Source organism: Streptomyces sp. DSM 40750 (assembly GCF_024612035.1).
Taxonomy (GTDB): Bacteria; Actinomycetota; Actinomycetes; order Streptomycetales; family Streptomycetaceae; genus Streptomyces.
This window is the reverse complement of sequence record NZ_CP102513.1, coordinates 6163286-6180776: the sequence shown is the minus strand read 5'-3', so window position 1 is coordinate 6180776 and position 17491 is coordinate 6163286. Positions and strand designations below refer to the sequence as shown.

Genomic DNA, 17491 nt, shown 5'->3' with positions numbered 1-17491 from the left:
AGGTGGCGCCGTGGTGCAGCCGCTGCTGGCGTTGCGCGGCGTCTCCAAACGCTTCGCCGCCATCCAGGCGCTGGTGGACGTGGAACTGGAGATCAGGGCCGGGGAGGTGGTCGCCCTGGTGGGCGACAACGCCGCCGGAAAGTCCACCCTGATCAAGGTGATCTCGGGGGTCGGTCCCGCCGACAAGGGCGTCATCGAGTGGGAGGGCGACCCCGTCCACATCAAGCGCCCCCAGGACGCCCAGCTCCTCGGGATCGCGGCCGTCTACCAGGACCTCGCGATGTGCGGCAACCTCGATGTCGTCGCCAATCTCTTCCTCGGCCGGGAGATCCACCGGTTCGGCATCCTCGACGAGGTGGAGATGGAGCGCCGGACCCGCGAGCTGCTGCGCACCCTGTCCATCCGCATCCCCGACGTACGGGTGCCGCTCGGCACCCTGTCCGGCGGCCAGCGGCAGGTCGTCGCGATCACCCGCTCGTTCCTCAGCGCGCCCCGGCTGCTCCTGCTCGACGAGCCCACCGCCTCCCTGGGCCTCGAACAGACCAATCAGCTCCTCGATCTCATCGAGGAGCTGCGCGACCGGGGCGCCGGGGTGCTCCTCATCAGCCACAACATGGGTGACATCAAGGCCGTCGCCGACAAGGTCGCCGTCCTGCGCCTCGGCCGCAACAACGGCGTCTTCGACGTGAACACCACGTCCCAGGAACAGATCATCTCCTCCATCACCGGCGCGGTGGACAACACCGCCAACCAACGCCCGACCAGCCCTGAGGAGGCATGGCCGTGAGATGGAAGTGGAGGGGGAGGGGGAGGGGAAGCCGGGCGCGCGCCACCGATAACGCACCCGACGCCGGCCGACGGCCCCACCGGCACCGGTGGTACACCGGACGCCCCAGGGCGTACGCGGACGCGGCGCGCCGCAGACTGCACGAAGGTGACCTCGGCCCGGTCCCGGCCCTGCTCGCTCTCGCCGTGACCTGGATCGTCTTCCAGAGCCTCAACGAGAACTTCCTCTCGCCGCGGAATCTGTCCGTCCTCAGTGTGGAGATCGTCGGGACCGGCATGGTCGCCGTCGGCGTGGTCTTCGTGCTGCTGATCGGCGAGATCGACCTGTCGGTGGGCTCGCTGGCCGGTCTGTCGGGTGCGCTGTTCGCGGCGCTGAACGTGAACCACGGGGTGCCGGAGGGGCTCGCCGTGTTCATCGCGGTGGTCTGCGGCGCGACCGCCGGGGCCGCCCACGGGTTCGTCTTCACCAAGATCGGCGTACCCGCGTTCGTCGTCACCCTCGCCGGCCTGCTGGCCTGGAACGGCCTGATGCTCTATCTGCTGGGGCCGGAGAGCTCCATCGGCTTCAGCCAGGACGGGCTGGTCGCCGAGCTGACCAGCCGCCACTTCGGCACCGCCGCCGTCACCTACGGCCTGGCGGCGCTCGGCACGGCCGCGTACCTCCTCGTCTCCTCCCACGACCGCAGGCGCCGCGGCGCCGCCGGGATGCCGTACCGGCCGATGGGCGAGATCTGGGCGCGTACGGCCCTCCTCGCGGTGGTCGCGTTCGCCACGGTCTGGGTGCTGGGCCGGTTCGAGGGCATGCCGCTGGCGCTCCTGATCTTCCTCGGGGTCATCGTCGCCTCGGACCTCCTGCTGCGCCGCACGGCCTACGGTCGGCAGGTCCTCGCACTGGGCGGCGGTGTGGAGGCGGCCCGGCGGGCCGGCGTCGATGTGTCCCGCGTACGGATCTCGGTGTTCCTGGTGTCGGGAACCCTGGCCGCGGTCGGCGGCCTGTTCGTCGCGTCGCGGCTCACCTCGGCGACCCAGGTCCCGGGCTCCGGCATGCTGCTGATCAACGCCATCGCCGCCGCCGTCATCGGCGGCACCAGCCTCTTCGGCGGCCGCGGCTCGACCTGGTCCGCCCTGCTGGGCGTGCTCATCATCCAGTCCATCGCCTCGGGCATGGCGCTCCTGGGAGTCCAGCCCGCCGTCCAGTTCATGATCACCGGCGGCGTGCTGCTCATCGCGGTGGTCTTCGACGCGCTGGCGCGCCGCGCCGCGGAGTCACGGGGGCGGGCCTGACCTTCCGTCACGGAGCTCAGCTCCACCCGAGTACACGAGCGCTCACAGACGTGCCCGCCGACTCGGGGAACCGGTCGGGTTAAGCGGGTGAAGCCTGGGCCCGCGTCCCTGGTGAGGGGCATGGATGAAGCCCCGGCCGGATCCGGCCGAGTCGGCGGGCACGACGGACACCGACACCCACGCGCTGGAGGCGAGAGATGCATCAGAGAGCCGATCGAACCGATCGAGTCGATCAAGACGGTCGAGCCGATCGAGTCGGTCAAGACCGTCGAGCCGGTCAAGACGATCAAGTCGGTGAAGCCGGTCGAGCCGATCGAACCGGCCCCACGACCCATCAGGTTCCGGTTCTCGTCGTCGGGGGGTCCCTCGTCGGTCTGTCGACCTCGGTGTTCCTGGGGCGGCTGGGGGTGCGGCACATGCTGGTGGAGCGGCACACCGGCACCTCCATCCACCCGCGCGGCCGCGGCAACAACGTCCGCACGATGGAGCTGTTCCGGACGGCCGGCGTCGAGCCGGGGATCCGGCGGGCCGCCGCCACGCTGGCCGACAACCACGGGATCCTCCAGGCCCCCACCCTGGTCGGCGACGCGGGTGAGTGGCTCTTCAAGGAGATCGACGCGGGCGGCGGACTGGCCCGGTTCAGCCCCAGTTCGTGGTGCCTGTGCAGTCAGAACGACCTGGAGCCGGTGCTGTTCGAGCACGCCGAGCGGATGGGCGGCGATCTGCGGTACGGCACCGAACTGCTGTCGTTCGACAGCGATTCCTCCGGCGTCACCGCGGTGGTCAAGAGCCGGGAGACGGGCGAGCACACCACCATCCACGCGGACTACCTCGTGGCCGCCGACGGCCCCCGCAGCCCCGTCCGCGAGCAGCTCGGCATCGGCCAGAGCGGTCCGGGCGACCTGTTCCACAACGTCAGCATCACCTTCCGCTCCCGAGGCCTCGCGGCTGTCGTGGGCGACCGCCGCTTCATCGTCTGCTACCTGACGAACCCGGACGCCGACGGCGCGCTGCTGCCCGTGGACAACCGGGAGAACTGGGTCTTCCACGCTCCCTGGCACCCCGAACACGGCGAAGACCTGGAGGAGTTCACCGACGAGCGGTGCGTCGAGCACATCCGCCGCGCGGTCGGGGTCGCCGACCTCGACATCCAGGTCACCGGCAAGGCTCCCTGGCACGCCGCCCAGCGGGTCGCCCGCAGCTACCGGGCGGGACGTGTCTTCCTGGCCGGCGACTCGGCCCACGAGATGTCCCCCACCGGGGCGTTCGGCTCCAACACCGGTATCCAGGACGCGCACAACCTCGCCTGGAAGCTGGCCGCGGTGCTCGGCGGCTGGGCCGGGGACGGCCTGCTGGACACCTACGACGCCGAGCGCCGCCCGGTGGCGGAGGCGACCAGCGCCCGCGCCGCCGCCCGGTCGGTCGAGCACAGCCACCCCGGCTTCGCCCCGCCGCCCGGCGCGGGCGGCGGCGGTGGCGGTGGCGGTGGCCCGCAGCGCGGCATCCTCAACGTGGCCCTCGGCTACCGCTATCCGCAGGGCGCCGTCATCGGCACCGACCCCGAGACCCCGGTCGTGCCGGAACGCCTCGACCTGTCCGGCGAACCCGGCAGCAGGGCACCCCACTTGGCGGTACGGCACCGAGGGGAACGTATCTCCACCCTCGACCTCTACGAACGCTCACTCGTCCTGCTCAGCGACGCCGCCGAACCGGGCGGCTGGCACGAGGCCGCCCTCCGCCTCGCCGAAGCGATGGCCGTCCCGCTGACCTCGTACCGGGTGGGCGACGGGCCCGACGCCGAGCTGACGCCCGAGGGCGACGCGGACTGGTCGGCCGCCCACGGGACGACGCGTGGAGGCGCCGTACTCGTCCGACCCGACGGGTTCGTGGCCTGGCGGTCCTCGGGGCCGGTGCCGGACGCCGAGTCGGCACTGCGCGATGTCCTGACCACGCTGCTGGCAGCGAACTGACCCCCGATCACACACAGCCGGCCGGCCCCGCGACACCCGGGGTCGGCCGGCTGCTCCATGCCGTCGTGCCCTCGCTCCCCGTGCGGGTTCACCCGAGTGATCGTCTTGAGTGGTGGCGGGGCGACGGCTGGCTGACGGTGGATCACGTCGGGGGCGGGTCATCCCAGCTGATGAAGCGCCAGCTGCCCTGCCCGCCGACGGAAGGAACGTCAGATGCGCTCTGCTCGCATGCTCATGGCCACTGCGGCGGCCTCGGCCGTCCTCGCCCTCGGCGCACCCGTCGCCTACGCGGTCGAGAACGACGGGGACCACACGGCCCCCTCCCACAGCAAGGAGCACGACAAGGGACAGGACACGGGGAAGGAGCACGGCAAGGAGACGGGGTACGGCAAGGAGAAGGAGCACGGTAAGGAGACGGGGTACGGCAAGGAGAAGGAGCACGGCAAGGAGCACGGCCACGGCAAGCCGCACGGTGGCGTGCACACCGGCGGTGGCGCGCTGACCACGGTGACCGAGGACGAATGGAGCAAGCAGGACTCGGGGACCTCCAAGGACAGCACGAAGGGCGAGAACTCCTGGAGCGGCAAGCAGGAGGAGAGCGCCGGCGGTGAGAAGCACGACGAGAACTCCTGGAGCGGCAAGCACGAGAAGCCCAGCGGCGGTGTGCACACCGGGGGTGGCGCGTTGGCCTCGCCGGCCGTGACCGCGGGCGGGCTGGCCGTGCTGGCGGTCGCCGCGAGCGGGCTGTACGCGGCACGCCGCAGGAAGTCGGCCGGAAGCGTGGTCTGACCCATGCCGGACGCGATAGCCGTCGCGGCCGCCACGCGCTCGTCGTGTGGCGGCCGCCGGCCGGAGCCGGTTCCCCCTTCCGAGTAGGCCGGTCACCCGCGCAGTTCATACGAGTCGCGCGCCTGAGGGGGTGGGCTCAGGATCGAGGCACGCCGACGTCCCGCCGACGCGGCCGACGTCCGTCCCGCCTCCGCCCCCATGAAGGAGATGTGCGCAGGATGACCACCACATCTGAACGTCTTTCGGAACAGCTGACGCACCAGGCGTCGCAGCGTGTCTCCCAGTCCGTGTTCGACGGCTCCAGGCTCCGTGTCGTCCTCCTGGTGGACGTCTACGACGGCGCCCAGCAGCAGTTCCTGGAGGCGTACGAGCAGCTGTGCAACCAGGTCGCGTCCGTCCCGGGGCATGTCAGCGACCAGCTGTGCCAGTCCATCGAGAACCCCTCCCAATGGCTCATCACCAGTGAGTGGGAGAGCGCCCCGCCCTTCCTCACCTGGGTGAACAGCGAGGAACACGTACGGATGGTGGAGCCGCTGCACAGCTGCGTCCGGGACACCCGGTCGCTGCGCTTCCACATCGTCCGCGAGACCGGCGGCCCGGCGGTGGGCGCCGAGCCCGGGAAGCGCCGGCTCCAGACGTCGCCCAGAATCGGCGACGGCCTGATCCGGCACGCGCTCACCTTCACGGTCAAGCCGGGCAGCGAGGAGACCGTCGCCAAGATCCTGGCGGGCTACGCCTCCCCCGAGCCGAAGGTCGACGACACCACCCGGCTGTGCCGCACCTCCCTGTTCATGCACGGCAACCGGGTGGTCCGGGCCATCGAGGTACGGGGCGACCTGCTCGCCGCGCTGCGCCATGTCGCCAGGCAGCCCGAGGTACGGGCCGTCGAGGAGGCCATCAACCCCTATCTGGAGCAGGACCGGGATCTCGACGATCCCGAGTCCGCCCGGATCTTCTTCACCCGCGCGGCGCTGCCCGCCGTGCACCATGTGACGGCCGGCCAGGAGAGCCCGGACGCCGTGCGGCACGCGTTGTACTACCCCGCCCGTGAGGGCCGGGGTCTGCGGCTGGCCGAGCTGCTCGCCCGGCAGGACGAGGCGGCGGCGGACGAGCCGCGGGGACCGGTGCTGCGCAGCACGATCTTCCAGCGCGACGACGTCGTGGTGCGGCTGGTCGACGTACGCGGCGGGCTCGACGCCGACCCCGGGCCCGTACTCGGTCTCACGGACCGCGGCCGGGCGGCCGAGCTGACGTCGCTCCTCGACGGCGCAGCCCTCGGGATGGACGGTTCGGCGCTGAAGGAGTGCGCCCCCGCTCGTCTGCTGACGGTCGCCCGGATGGACCTCGTCACCGACCGCCGCGCGCCCGACGCCTGATTCACCGGCACCCGGGCCGTGACGGCCACGCCCTCATGTCGATGCAGCTCATGTTCGGAGGAACGTCGTGATCAAACGCCATCCCGGAATCGTGGATGTCAGCGAGGTCGAGCCCAACACTCGGCGCGGCGGCGACCTGCGCGCCATGCTCACCCCCACCACAGTCGGCTCCACCAGCGGTTTCATGGGCGTCGCCATCGTGCCGCCCGGCGACCGCATCGCCGAGCACTACCACCCGTACTCCGAGGAGTTCATCTACGTCATCTGCGGGCAGCTGGAGGTGGACCTGGACGGCGAGTCCCACGAGCTGCGGCCCGAGCAGGGGCTCCTGATCCCCACCCATGTGCGGCACCGCTTCCGCAACGTCGGCAAGGTGGAGGCCCGCATGGTCTTCCACCTCGGCCCGCTGGCCCCGAGCCCGCCGCTCGGCCACGTCGACACCGAGGACGGCGGCCACGCCGGAGCGCCGATCCCGGCGGAGGCCGCCCACGCGGGTGCGGGGCGGGCGGCCGAGCGACCTCAGGTCCGCTCATGACCAGGCGCGTGGCGGTCACCGGCATAGGCATCGTCGCTCCGGGCGGCATCGGCGTCCCGGCGTTCTGGGACCTCCTGGCAGGCGGTCGTACGGCGACACGCGGCATCACCTTCTTCGACCCGTCCGGGCTGCGGTCGCGGATCGCCGCCGAGTGCGACTTCGACCCGGCGGCCCACGGCCTGGACGCGGAGCAGATCGCCCGGTGCGACCGGTACATCCAGTTCGCCCTGGTCGCCGGGGAGGAGGCGATACGGGACTCCGGGCTCGACCTCGCCACGGAGAACCCCTGGCGGGTCGGGGTCTCCCTGGGCACCGCGGTCGGCGGGACCACCCGGCTGGAGCACGACTACGTCCTGGTCAGCGGCCACGGGCAGCGCTGGGACGTGAACCACCGGGAGGCGGGCCCGCATCTGCACCGGGCGTTCGCGCCCAGCACCCTCGCCTCGACGGTGGCGGAGCGGTTCGAGGCCCGCGGGCCGGTGCAGACCGTCTCCACCGGCTGCACCTCGGGCCTCGACGCGGTCGGGTACGCCTTCCACACGATCGAGGAGGGCCGGGCCGACATCTGCATAGCCGGGGCGTCGGACTCGCCGATCTCACCGATCACCATGGCCTGCTTCGACGCGATCAAAGCCACGTCCCCCAACAACGACGACCCCGCCCACGCCTCCCGCCCCTTCGACGCGGACCGCAACGGGTTCGTCATGGGCGAGGGCGGCGCCGTACTCGTCCTGGAGGAGCTGGACCGCGCCCGGGCCCGCGGCGCCCATGTGTACTGCGAACTCAGCGGCTACGCCACCTTCGGCAACGCCTACCACATGACCGGTCTGACCACCGAGGGCCTGGAGATGGCCCGGGCCATCGAGGACGCCCTCGACCAGGCCCGGCTCGACCCCACCGCGATCGACTACGTCAACGCGCACGGCTCGGGCACCCAGCAGAACGACCGGCACGAGACGGCCGCCGTCAAACGGGTCCTGGGCGCACACGCCTACGACACGCCCATGAGTTCCATCAAGTCCATGGTGGGCCACTCCCTCGGCGCGATCGGCGCCATCGAGGTCGTCGCCTGCGCGCTGGCCCTGGCCCACCAGGTCGTCCCGCCCACCGCGAACTACGAGACCCCGGACCCCGAGTGCGATCTGGACTACGTCCCGCGCGTCGCCCGTGAGCGACGGCTGAACAACGTGCTCTCCGTGGGCAGCGGGTTCGGCGGCTTCCAGTCCGCGGTGATCATGACCCTGCCGAGGGAGAAGACACGATGAGCGAACGGCGTCCTCGGCGCGCGGCCGTCACCGGAATCGGCGTGGTCGCGCCCAACGGAACCAGCACCGAGACCTTCTGGAAGTCCACCAGGGAGGGCATCAGCGTCCTGGACCGGGTCACCCGCGACGGATGCGAGCACCTGCCGCTGCGGGTCGCCGGTGAGGTGCGGAACTTCGACCCGCCGTCGGCGGTCGAGGAGCGCTACCTCGTCCAGACCGACCGGTTCACGCACTTCGCGATGGCCGCGGCCGACCAGGCACTCGACGACGCCCGCCTCCACCGGCCCGCCACCGACGCCGCGCCGTTCTCCGTGGGCGTGGTCACCGCGGCCGGCTCCGGCGGCGGCGAGTTCGGGCAGCGGGAGCTGCAGCAGTTGTGGTCCAAGGGCAGCCGCTTCGTGGGGCCGTACCAGTCGATCGCCTGGTTCTACGCCGCGAGCACCGGCCAGATCTCCATCCGCCGCGGCTTCAAGGGCCCCTGCGGGGTGATCGCCTCCGACGAGGCCGGCGGCCTGGACGCCCTGGCGCACGCGGCGCGGGCCGTGCGGCGCGGCACCGACGCCATGGTGGCCGGCGCGACCGAGGCGCCGCTCGCCCCCTACTCGGTCGTCTGCCAGCTCGGCTACGACGAGCTGAGCACCGTCGAGGACCCGGAGCGCGCCTACCGCCCGTTCACCTCCGCGGCCTGCGGTTTCGTACCCGCCGAGGGCGGCGCCATGCTCGTCGTGGAGGCCGAGGGCGCGGCCCGGGAGCGGGGCGCGCCCGTACGGGCCGTCCTGGCGGGACATGCGGCGACGTTCACCGGCGCCTCCCGCTGGGAGCGGTCCCGGGAGGGGCTCGCCGAGGCGATCCGGGGCGCCCTGCGCGAGGCCGGCTGCGCCCCGGAGGAGATCGACGTGGTCTTCGCCGACGCCCTCGGCGTACCGGAGGCGGACCGCGCCGAGGCGCTGGCGATCGTGGACGCCCTGGGCGCGCACGGCACACACGTCCCCGTGACGGCGCCGAAGACCGCCATCGGCCGGGGCTACGGCGCGGCCCCCGTCCTGGACGTCGCCGCGGCGGTGCTGTCGATGGAGCACGGCGTGATCCCGCCCACCCCCAACGTCTTCGACATCTGCCACGACCTCGACCTCGTCACCACCCGCGCCCGCGCCGCCGAACCGCGCACGGCGCTGGTCCTCAGCCGAGGACTCATGGGGTCGAACTCGGCGCTGGTGCTACGGCTCGGCGCCGACGACGCCTCGTAGCGAGGCGACGCGAGCACCCATCACCAAGCAACCACCACCAAGCACCCACCGCTGAACACCCACCACCAAGCAACCCTCACCGAACACCCGTCACTGAGCACCCGTCACGAAGCAAGGAGAGGAACCGCATGAGTGACCGCATCACCGTGGAAGAGCTGTCCGAACTCATGAAGAAGGCCGCCGGAGTCACCGTCCCCCCGGAGGAGCTCCAGCAGCGGTACGACTCGGGCTTCGACGCCCTCGGCATCGACTCGCTCGGTCTGCTCGGCATCGTCGGCGAGCTGGAGAACCGTTACGGCACGCCGATGCCGCCGGACGCGGAGAAGAGCAAGAGTCCCCGGCAGTTCCTCGAACTCACCAACAGCGCGCTGCTGACGGGAGCCTGACATGGCCGGCCACACGCAGAACGAGATCATCATCGCCGCGCCGGTCGACCTGGTCTGGGAGATGACCAACGACGTGGCGAACTGGCCCCGGCTGTTCAGCGAGTACGCCACCGCCGAGATCCTCTCCCAGGAGGGGAACAAGACCACGTTCCGGCTGACCATGCACCCCGACGAGAACGGCAAGGTCTGGAGCTGGGTCTCGGAACGGGAGGCGGACCGCGACACGCTCAGCGTGCGGGCCCGCCGCGTCGAGACCGGGCCGTTCGCCCACATGAACATCGTGTGGACGTACGAGAAGGTGCCCGGCGGCACCCGGATGGTGTGGACCCAGGACTTCGCGATGAAGCCGGACGCCCCGGTCGACGACGACTGGATGACGGGCAACATCAACCGGAACTCCAAGGTCCAGATGGCCCTGATCCGGGACCGCATCGAGAAGGCCGCCGCCGAGCAGGGTGCCGCCGCGCCCGGCCTGACCGACTGAGCCGGACGGAGAACACCGCATGCACCAGACCCTGATCGTCGCCCGGATGGTCCCGGACGCCGCCCCGGACATCGCCAAGATCTTCGAGGAGTCCGACCGGGGGGAGCTGCCGCACCTCATCGGGGTCTCCCGGCGCAGCCTCTTCCAGTTCGGCGATGTGTACCTGCACCTCATCGAGTCCGAGCGCGACCCCGGACCCGCCATCGCCAAGGCGGCCGGGCACCCCGAGTTCCGGGACATCAGCGACCGGCTGACGGCCCATGTCAGCGCGTACGACCCCGCCACCTGGCGTTCCCCGAAGGACGCGATGGCGCGGCGCTTCTATCTCTGGGAGCGCGACCCGGCCGGCTGACCCGGTCGGCCCACCGGCCGCCGGGCCCGCGACCTCGCGGGCCCGGCGGCCGGTTTTCCGGGGTGCCGGTGCTCAGCCGGGCACGTGGCAGTCGAACGCGTGCAGGTAGGCGTTGACCGGGCGGACGTCGTCGATGACCAGCCCCGCGTCCGTCAGCCTGCGGGTCATGCTTTCGGTGGTGTGCTTGGCCCCTCCCACGTTGAGGAGCAGCAGCAGGTCCATGGCGGTGCTGAACCGCATGGAGGGCGTGTCGTCGACGAGGTTCTCGATGACCACGACCCGCGTTCCGGGACCACCCGCCCCGATGACGTTGCGCAGGGTCCGGGCGGTGCTGTCGTCGTCCCACTCCAGGATGTTCTTGATGATGTACACATCGGCCCGGACCGGGACGGCCACGCGGCAGTCACCGGGCACGATGCGCGTCCGGTCCGCGAGCACGCCGCCCGCCCGCAGCCGCGGGTCGGCGTTCTCCACCACGCGCGGCAGATCGAGCAGGGTGCCGTGCAGCGCCGGATGCTTCTCCAGCAGGCTCGCCACCACATGCCCCTGACCACCGCCGATGTCGGCGACCGACGAACTCCCCGACAGATCCAGGAACTCCGCGACGTCCCGCGCGGACTGCACACTGGACGTCGTCATGGCGCGGTTGAAGACGTCGGCCGACTCCGGGGCGTCCTCGTTGAGGTAGACGAAGAACTCCTTGCCGTACAGCTCCTCGACGACGTTACGGCCGGAGCGCACCGCCTCGTCCAGCCTCGGCCACGCGTCCCAGGTCCACGGTTCGGTGCACCACAGGGCGATGGCACGCAGGCTGTGCGGGTCGTCCTCGCGCAGCAGCCGGGACATGTCGGTGTGCGTGAACGTCCCGTCCGGCCGCTCGGCGAAGACGCCGTAGCAGGACAGGGCCCGCAACAGCCGTCGTAGCGGTTTCGGTTCGGTCTTCACCGCCGCCGCGAGCTCCTCCACGGCCAGCGGGGTGTCACCGAGGGCGTCGGCGACACCCAGCCGGGCGGCCGCGCGCAGGGCGGCCGCGCAGGCCGCCCCGAACACGAGCTCCCTGAACCGCATGGGCGCCGGTACGGCTTGTGACGCGGGTACGGCCTGGGGGGCCTCTGCCGTGTGCGCGGTCCGTGCGGTCGTCATGTGACGCCTTCCTTCTTCGAGTTCATGAGCGACCACGACCCGTCAGCACAGTCCCGCGGGCACGGACGCCGCGCAGGAGTTGCCCTGGAAGGTGTTTCCCTGGCCGGCGGTGTCCGTGTTGACGATGTCCGCCGGGGCGTTGCCCTCCAGCACGTTGTCGGTGATCCGGTTCCGCTCGCTGGTGGTGCCCACGAAGCTCTTCCATACGACGATGCCGCCCGACAGCGGGGAGTTACCGGCGTTCTCCGTGATCCGGTTCCGCGTCACCAGAGTGTCCTCGGTGCCGGTCAGGACGATGCCGGTGCCCTGCAGCGCGTCCAGCCGCGCGGTCTTCGGGCAGGACTTGTTGTTCCGCTCGATGTGGTTGTCGCTCACGGTCAGCGCGCCGGCCCTCGGCTTGTTCTCGTCGCCCACGACGAAGACGCCCGCGCAGTTGCCGGTGAGGTGGTTGTCCGCGACGGTGAGGTTCCGCAGGCGACGGACGGTGAGGCCGATCCGGTTGCCCTCCAGGCGGTTGTGCGCGACGACCGTTCCCCCGGTGTCCGCGGCGCCTTCCTCGGCCTTGATCGTGTTGGCGAGGAAGAGGCCGGCGTCGCCGTTGTCCCGGGCGGCGTTGTGCCGGAAGACACCGCGCACGGAACGCTCCTGGGCGATGCCCCACACCCCGTTCTTCACCGCGGTCACGTGCCGCACGGTCAGTCCGTCGGTCGACTGGGCGAACACTCCGGACCCGGCGAAGCCGGTCACGGTCAGGCGGGCGACGGTGACGCCCTCGACGTTCCGGTCCTTCGTCCCGACCACACAGATGCCGTTGCCGCTCCCGGCACAGCTGTCGGCGGCCTTCTTCGCGGCCGGTCGGATCACGGTGCCGCGGCCCGTGCCGCGCAGGGTGAGCCCGGGCGTGCTCACCGTGACGCTCTCGTGGAACGTGCCGGAGGTCAGTCGAACGGTGTCTCCCGGTCGGGCGGTGTCCACCGCTTTCTGGATCGACTCCCCCGGAGAGACCACGTGGGTCTGCGGGTGGGCGACAGCCGGCGGGGCGGCCCCGAGCCCCGCCCCGATGACCGCCGCGATACACGCCAGATGGGCAATATGCCATTTCGTCATATTCAGCACGTTATGACCAGATGCTCACGATCACGGCGTATCGACCATCCGGCGGCGTGTCCCGCGCGCCCTCGAACCCGCTTCCTAGCGCGGGGGCGCCGGGCGGTCGTAGACGTTCTCCGGAGTGACGATCTCGGTGATCGCCCGGGCGAGAAGCGAGGACGGCTCCTGGCCCTCGTGGGTGACGTCGGTGTTGAGCAGAAGCACCAGGGTGGCCTTCTTCGAAGGCAGGTGGACGGTCACGCTCTGGTATCCCGGGATCGAGCCGTTGTGCCCGATCCAGCCCCCGGTCTCGAAGATGCCGAGGCCGTAGTCCGTGCCGGGGAAGCCGGTCGGCAGCATCTTGAGCCGCTCCCTCTGGGTCTCCGGGCTGAGCAGCGTCCCGGTGGCGACGATCCTGGCCCAGCGGCGCAGGTCGCGCAGGTCCGAGATCATCGCCCCGGCCGCCCAGGCCCAGCTGGGATTCCAGTCCGTGGCGTCCTCGATGTCGCCGCTCAGCGTCTGGTTGGTGTAGCCGCGCGCGTGCGGCTCGGGGAACTCACGGCCCTCGGGGAACAGCGTGTGGCGCAGCCTGGCCGGGCGGAGCACCCGCTCGTCGATGAAGTCACGGAGGCGGTGACCGCTGACCTTCTCGATCACCAGGCCGAGGAGGATGAGGTTGGTGTTGGAGTACTGGAACTTCTCACCCGGCGCGAAGGTGTTCGGATGCCGGAAGCCGTACGCGAGCAGTTCCCGCGGCGTGAACGAGCGGCTCGGGTCGCTCAACAGGGCCTGCGCGAAGTCCGGGTCGGCGCTGTACGGGAACAGGCCGCTGCGCATCTCGGCGAGATGACGGAGCGTGATCCGGTCACCGTTCGGCACGCCGCCGATGTAGGCGGAGATCGGGTCGTCCAGCCCGATCCGGCGGTCGTCGACGAGTTCGAGCAGCGCGGTGACCGTGAAGGTCTTGGTCTCGCTGCCGATCCGCATGAACTGGTCGGTGGTCATCGGCCTGCCGGTGGCGGTGTCGGCGACCCCCGTCGCGCGGACGTAGCACCCCTTGCCCGGCATCCACAGTCCGACGGCGACGCCGGGGATGCCGGCCTCCCGGCGGACGCCCTCGACGGCCTTGTCCAGCCGGGTGGCCAGCGCGGGTTCGAGGCCGCCCGGCGGGCACACGCCCTTCTGGTACCGGTCGACGCCCACGGTGGGGACGGCCGTGGCTGGCGCCACCGCCATCGGGGCCAACAGGGACGCCACCAGCAGCGCGGCGGCGAACAGACAGCGGGAGGGGACGCGTCGCATGTCGGGACACCTTCTTTTCGGATTCAAGGGCTGGAAGGATCAACGTCACCATCCGGGCCCTGAACAGAGGTTCTCCTCCGACACGCATTGCGGCGAATCCACCCGTACGGAGCCAAGCGGGTTTGAAGTTTCCGCCGGGCGCGCCTCACAATTTCATCGACTGCGGTTTGATCCTCGCGGCAACCCCTACCGGTCGCTATTCTCCCGGATGCTCGATATCAGGCCTCCGCCCCTCGCATGCCGGTCGGAAAATCGGATCCCGAATGGACAGGATTCAGAATGAGAACCGATTATGATTCGGTAGATCAAAACCCTGACGTCACGCAGTCGCTCGAACACATCTGGCTCCCTGGTCCGAGAAGTTCGTCAGGCGGATGGGATCCTGACGACGAGTTGGCCCGAATGTCGCGTACGACGAACGGCGTGGATCCCGCCGCGCCCTTGCTGGACAGTCGTGGGCGCCCGCGCCGCCCGGCCAACCGACGGCGGCCACGGCCAGGGGCTCATATCTTTTCCGGCAACCCGAGGATCATCCCTGTCGCGATCCTGATCGTGACAATCGCCGTGTGCGCGCTGACGATGCTCTACTGGTCCGTCTCATATTCATACAGCCAACTACGCGCCATCGCGCTGCTGGTGGTGTCGGAACATCTGGCGCGATGGTGGCCACTGACCGTCTACGGGCCGTGGCTTCTCGCGGGTCTGTCCATCTTGCGGGCAGCTGTTCAACACCGCACCGCCCGGCGGTCCTGGGCGGTGATGCTGATCGCCTCCGGCACGGCAGTGGCTCTGTGCATCGGCCAATCACCGAGTTCCCTGCTGGCCATGGTGATCGTCGGAATTCCACCGATCACCGCCCTGGTGTGCTTCCGTGAACTCGTCGGCCAATTCTCGTCCGGGCACGGCCCTCGGCACGCCGCTGACACCCTCAACGGGCCCAAACAGGGGAGGCCGTAGGTCACCGCCGGTCGGGTTCGATGGTCTGCTCCGTCCAGATCGTCTTGCCCGTGGGGGTGGGGCGGGTGCCCCAGCGCTGGGTGAGCTGGGCGATCAGGAGCAGGCCGCGGCCGCCTTCGTCGTAGGCGCGGGCGCGGCGCATGTGGGGTGCCGTGCTGCTGGCGTCCGAGACCTCGCAGATGAGAGTGCGGTCGTGGATGAGACGCAGTTGGACGGGCGGCTCGGCGTGCCGGATGGCGTTGGTGACCAGTTCGCTGACGACCAGCTCGGTGACGAAGGCCGCGTCGTTCAGGCCCCACCTCTCCAGTTGGCGGAGGGCGTTCTTGCGGGCCTCGGCGACGGCGGAGGGCTCGGGGACCACGTCCCAGCTGGCGACGCGGTCGGCGTCGAGCGCGCGGGGGCGGGCGACGAGAAGGGCGACGTCGTCGGTGGGCCGCTGGGGAAGCACGGCTGCCAGGACCCTGTCGCACAGCGCGTCGAGGGAGGCGGCGGGAGCGGCGAGGGTTCGACGCAACCGGTCGACACCGTCGTCGACGTCGGTGCCCCGCGATTCGACCAGGCCGTCGGTGTAGAGGGCGAGCAGGCTGCCCTCCGGCAGTTCGGTCTCCAGCGCCTCGAAGGGCAGTCCGCCCAGGCCCAGCGGGGGCCCCGCCGGAAGGTCGAGCAGGTCGACGGTGCCGTCCGGGTTCACCACGACCGGCAGCGGATGCCCCGCCCGGGCGAGCGTGCACCGGCGGGTGACGGGGTCGTACACGGCGTACAGACACGTCGCTCCGACATCTCCCGTGGTCTCCCCGTCCGCCGCGGCCCGCTCCGCGCCTTCCGCCTCGGTGGCCAGGCGGGCCACCATGTCGTCGAGGTGGGTGAGCAGCTCGTCGGGCGGCAGATCGATGTCGGCGAGGGTGCGTACGGCGGTGCGCAGACGGCCCATGGTCGCGGAGGCGTGGATGCCGTGGCCGACGACGTCGCCCACGACCAGCGCCACCCTGGCCCCGGACAGCGGGATCACGTCGAACCAGTCGCCGCCCACTCCGGCCCGGGCGCCGGCCGGGAGATAGCGGAAGGCGACCTCGACCGCGGCCTGCTCGGGCAGGCTCTGCGGCAGCAGGCTGCGCTGCAGGGTGACGGCCGTGCCGCGCTCGCGGGTGTAGCGCAGGGCGTTGTCGATGCAGACCGCCGCCCGGGCCGCCAGTTCCTCGGCCAGGACGAGGTCGTCCTGCTGGAACGGGTCGGGGTGCCGGTGCCGGGCGAAGACGGCGACGCCCAGGGTGGTGCCGCGCGCCGACAGGGGCACGGTCATCGCCGAGTGGAACCCGAAATCGCGGATGCGGGCGGTCCGGAGCGGGTCCTGGGCCACCCAGTCGGCGATCGCGGGCTCGGTCACCCGGTACAGCACGGCCCGTCCCGACCGCAGACTCTCCACCGGCGGGGAGCCCTCCGGGTACTCGTCCACCTCGCCCGGTACCACGACCGCCTCGGGGCTCCCCTCGTACACGGACTGATGAGCGATGCGCCGCAGGGCGAGGGAGCGGGGCGGCGCCGGTGCCTCCGAGGGCCGCTCGCGCTCCTCCCCCACTGGCGCCTCTGCCTCGACGGCGTGGGAGGTGCCGCCTTCGTCGAGGGACACCAGCAGGTCGACGCTCATGAAGTCGGCGAGGTCCGGAACCGCCACGTCGGCCAGTTCCTGGGCCGTCCGCGACACGTCGAGGGTGCTGCCGATGCGCCGGCCGGCCTCGGCGATCAGCTGGAGGCGCGTGCGGGCCCAGTGCTGCTCCGTCATGTCGTGCCCGGTGGAGGCCACGCCGAGGACGCGGCCGTCCTCGTCCTCCAGCCGGTAGAGGTGGACCGACCAGGCGTGCTCATGCGTCTCGCCGGGGGCCCGCGCGTGGTTCTCCAGGTACTGCGGCTCACCGGTCTCCAGGGCCAGCCGCATCAGCCGCTCGACCTCCCCGATCGCGGGGTCGTCCACCGCCTCCGTCATCCGCAGCCCGCGCAGGTAGTCGTCGCTCAGGCCCAGGGCGCCCAGCGAGGACCGGTTGGACCGGCGGAAGCGCAGGTCGATGTCGTGCACCGAGGTCGCGCAGCACGGCGAGTCGAGGAAACCCCGCAGCGCGAGCGCGTCGTCGTCAGGGTGGGGCCGTGCCCCCGACAGGGCGGAGACCAGGAACCAGTCGCGGACCCCGGCGTACGACGTCCGGTGATGCGCCAGCACCTTGGCCTCCACGCGATGGCCGTCCCGGTGCCGGAGGGCGAGCGTGCCGTGCCACCTCGGCAGGTCCGGGAAGGGCGGGAGGTCGCTCGCCGCGGGCTCCTCGGCGAGCAGGGAGGCGGACGGGCGGCCCAGGATCTGCGTCGGCGTGTATCCGAGGAGGTGTTCGGCGCCGGCGCTCCAGCCGCTCACGATGCCCTGTTCGTCGACGGTGGCGCGCGCGGTGAGCGCCTCGCCGACGGCGCCACGGCCGGGAACCGCTCCCAGGTCGTCGACGGTACGCCGCTCCATGGCCGATCATCTCGCTCTCGCCGAGC

15 protein-coding genes and 1 pseudogene are annotated in these 17491 nt (G+C 71.2%); 12 read left to right on the top strand and 4 right to left on the bottom strand.

Annotated features, from left to right (window positions below; translation table 11 throughout):
- Positions 1-10: 10 nt before the first annotated feature.
- The 11 genes and pseudogenes from JIX55_RS27570 (at position 11) to JIX55_RS27520 (ending at position 10474) form a co-directional block, all read left to right on the top strand.
- Positions 11-787, top strand: coding sequence for an ATP-binding cassette domain-containing protein (locus JIX55_RS27570; RefSeq protein ID WP_257565951.1), 777 nt, complete (start codon positions 11-13; stop codon positions 785-787).
- Positions 778-2070: a sugar ABC transporter permease gene (locus tag JIX55_RS27565; RefSeq protein ID WP_257565950.1), complete on the top strand. Its 1293-nt coding sequence runs from the start codon at positions 778-780 to the stop codon at positions 2068-2070. Before JIX55_RS27570 ends, JIX55_RS27565 begins: the two co-directional genes overlap by 10 nt.
- 320 nt (positions 2071-2390) lie before the next feature.
- Positions 2391-4040, top strand: a pseudogene (locus tag JIX55_RS27560) (FAD-dependent oxidoreductase); the annotation flags it as partial.
- Between the two features lie 213 nt (positions 4041-4253).
- Entirely contained in the window at positions 4254-4829 is a 576-nt protein-coding gene (locus tag JIX55_RS27555; protein WP_257565949.1) for a hypothetical protein, read from the top strand.
- 218 nt (positions 4830-5047) lie between these two features.
- Positions 5048-6205, top strand: coding sequence for a SchA/CurD-like domain-containing protein (locus tag JIX55_RS27550; RefSeq protein ID WP_257565948.1), 1158 nt, complete (start codon positions 5048-5050; stop codon positions 6203-6205).
- 67 nt (positions 6206-6272) lie between these two features.
- Positions 6273-6740: a cupin domain-containing protein gene (locus JIX55_RS27545; protein WP_257565947.1), complete on the top strand. Its 468-nt coding sequence runs from the start codon at positions 6273-6275 to the stop codon at positions 6738-6740.
- The gene (locus tag JIX55_RS27540) at positions 6737-8005 is read left to right on the top strand and encodes a beta-ketoacyl-[acyl-carrier-protein] synthase family protein (protein WP_257565946.1); all 1269 of its coding nucleotides are present in this window, start codon (positions 6737-6739) and stop codon (positions 8003-8005) included. Before JIX55_RS27545 ends, JIX55_RS27540 begins: the two co-directional genes overlap by 4 nt.
- Positions 8002-9252, top strand: coding sequence for a ketosynthase chain-length factor (locus tag JIX55_RS27535; protein WP_257565945.1), 1251 nt, complete (start codon positions 8002-8004; stop codon positions 9250-9252). Before JIX55_RS27540 ends, JIX55_RS27535 begins: the two co-directional genes overlap by 4 nt.
- A gap of 128 nt (positions 9253-9380) precedes the next feature.
- Positions 9381-9638 carry an acyl carrier protein gene (locus tag JIX55_RS27530; protein WP_257565944.1) on the top strand — a complete coding sequence of 86 codons (258 nt, stop codon included), beginning with the start codon at positions 9381-9383 and terminating at the stop codon, positions 9636-9638.
- 1 nt (position 9639) lies between these two features.
- Positions 9640-10122 carry an SRPBCC family protein gene (locus JIX55_RS27525; protein ID WP_257565943.1) on the top strand — a complete coding sequence of 161 codons (483 nt, stop codon included), beginning with the start codon at positions 9640-9642 and terminating at the stop codon, positions 10120-10122.
- A gap of 19 nt (positions 10123-10141) precedes the next feature.
- Positions 10142-10474: a TcmI family type II polyketide cyclase gene (locus JIX55_RS27520; RefSeq protein ID WP_257565942.1), complete on the top strand. Its 333-nt coding sequence runs from the start codon at positions 10142-10144 to the stop codon at positions 10472-10474.
- Positions 10475-10546: 72 nt separating this feature from the next.
- Here JIX55_RS27520 and JIX55_RS27515 read toward each other — a convergent pair whose 3' ends face one another.
- The 3 genes from JIX55_RS27515 to JIX55_RS27505 all read right to left on the bottom strand — a co-directional run bounded on the left by JIX55_RS27515 (position 10547) and on the right by JIX55_RS27505 (position 14008).
- Complete coding sequence (locus tag JIX55_RS27515; RefSeq protein ID WP_443046539.1) at positions 10547-11617, bottom strand: methyltransferase; 1071 nt, start codon at positions 11615-11617, stop codon at positions 10547-10549.
- A gap of 42 nt (positions 11618-11659) precedes the next feature.
- Positions 11660-12724 (bottom strand): right-handed parallel beta-helix repeat-containing protein, encoded by a 1065-nt coding sequence (locus JIX55_RS27510; protein WP_257565941.1) that lies wholly within the window; start codon positions 12722-12724, stop codon positions 11660-11662.
- A gap of 84 nt (positions 12725-12808) precedes the next feature.
- Entirely contained in the window at positions 12809-14008 is a 1200-nt protein-coding gene (locus JIX55_RS27505; RefSeq protein ID WP_257565940.1) for a serine hydrolase domain-containing protein, read from the bottom strand.
- 423 nt (positions 14009-14431) lie between these two features.
- Between JIX55_RS27505 and JIX55_RS27500 the strand changes: the two genes are divergently transcribed.
- Positions 14432-14965, top strand: a complete 534-nt coding sequence (locus tag JIX55_RS27500; RefSeq protein ID WP_257565939.1) for a DUF2637 domain-containing protein — start codon at positions 14432-14434, stop codon at positions 14963-14965.
- 1 nt (position 14966) lies between these two features.
- Here the strand turns inward: JIX55_RS27500 and JIX55_RS27495 are convergent, their stop codons facing one another.
- Positions 14967-17465: a SpoIIE family protein phosphatase gene (locus tag JIX55_RS27495; RefSeq protein ID WP_257565938.1), complete on the bottom strand. Its 2499-nt coding sequence runs from the start codon at positions 17463-17465 to the stop codon at positions 14967-14969.
- Between the last annotated feature and the right edge of the window lie 26 nt (positions 17466-17491).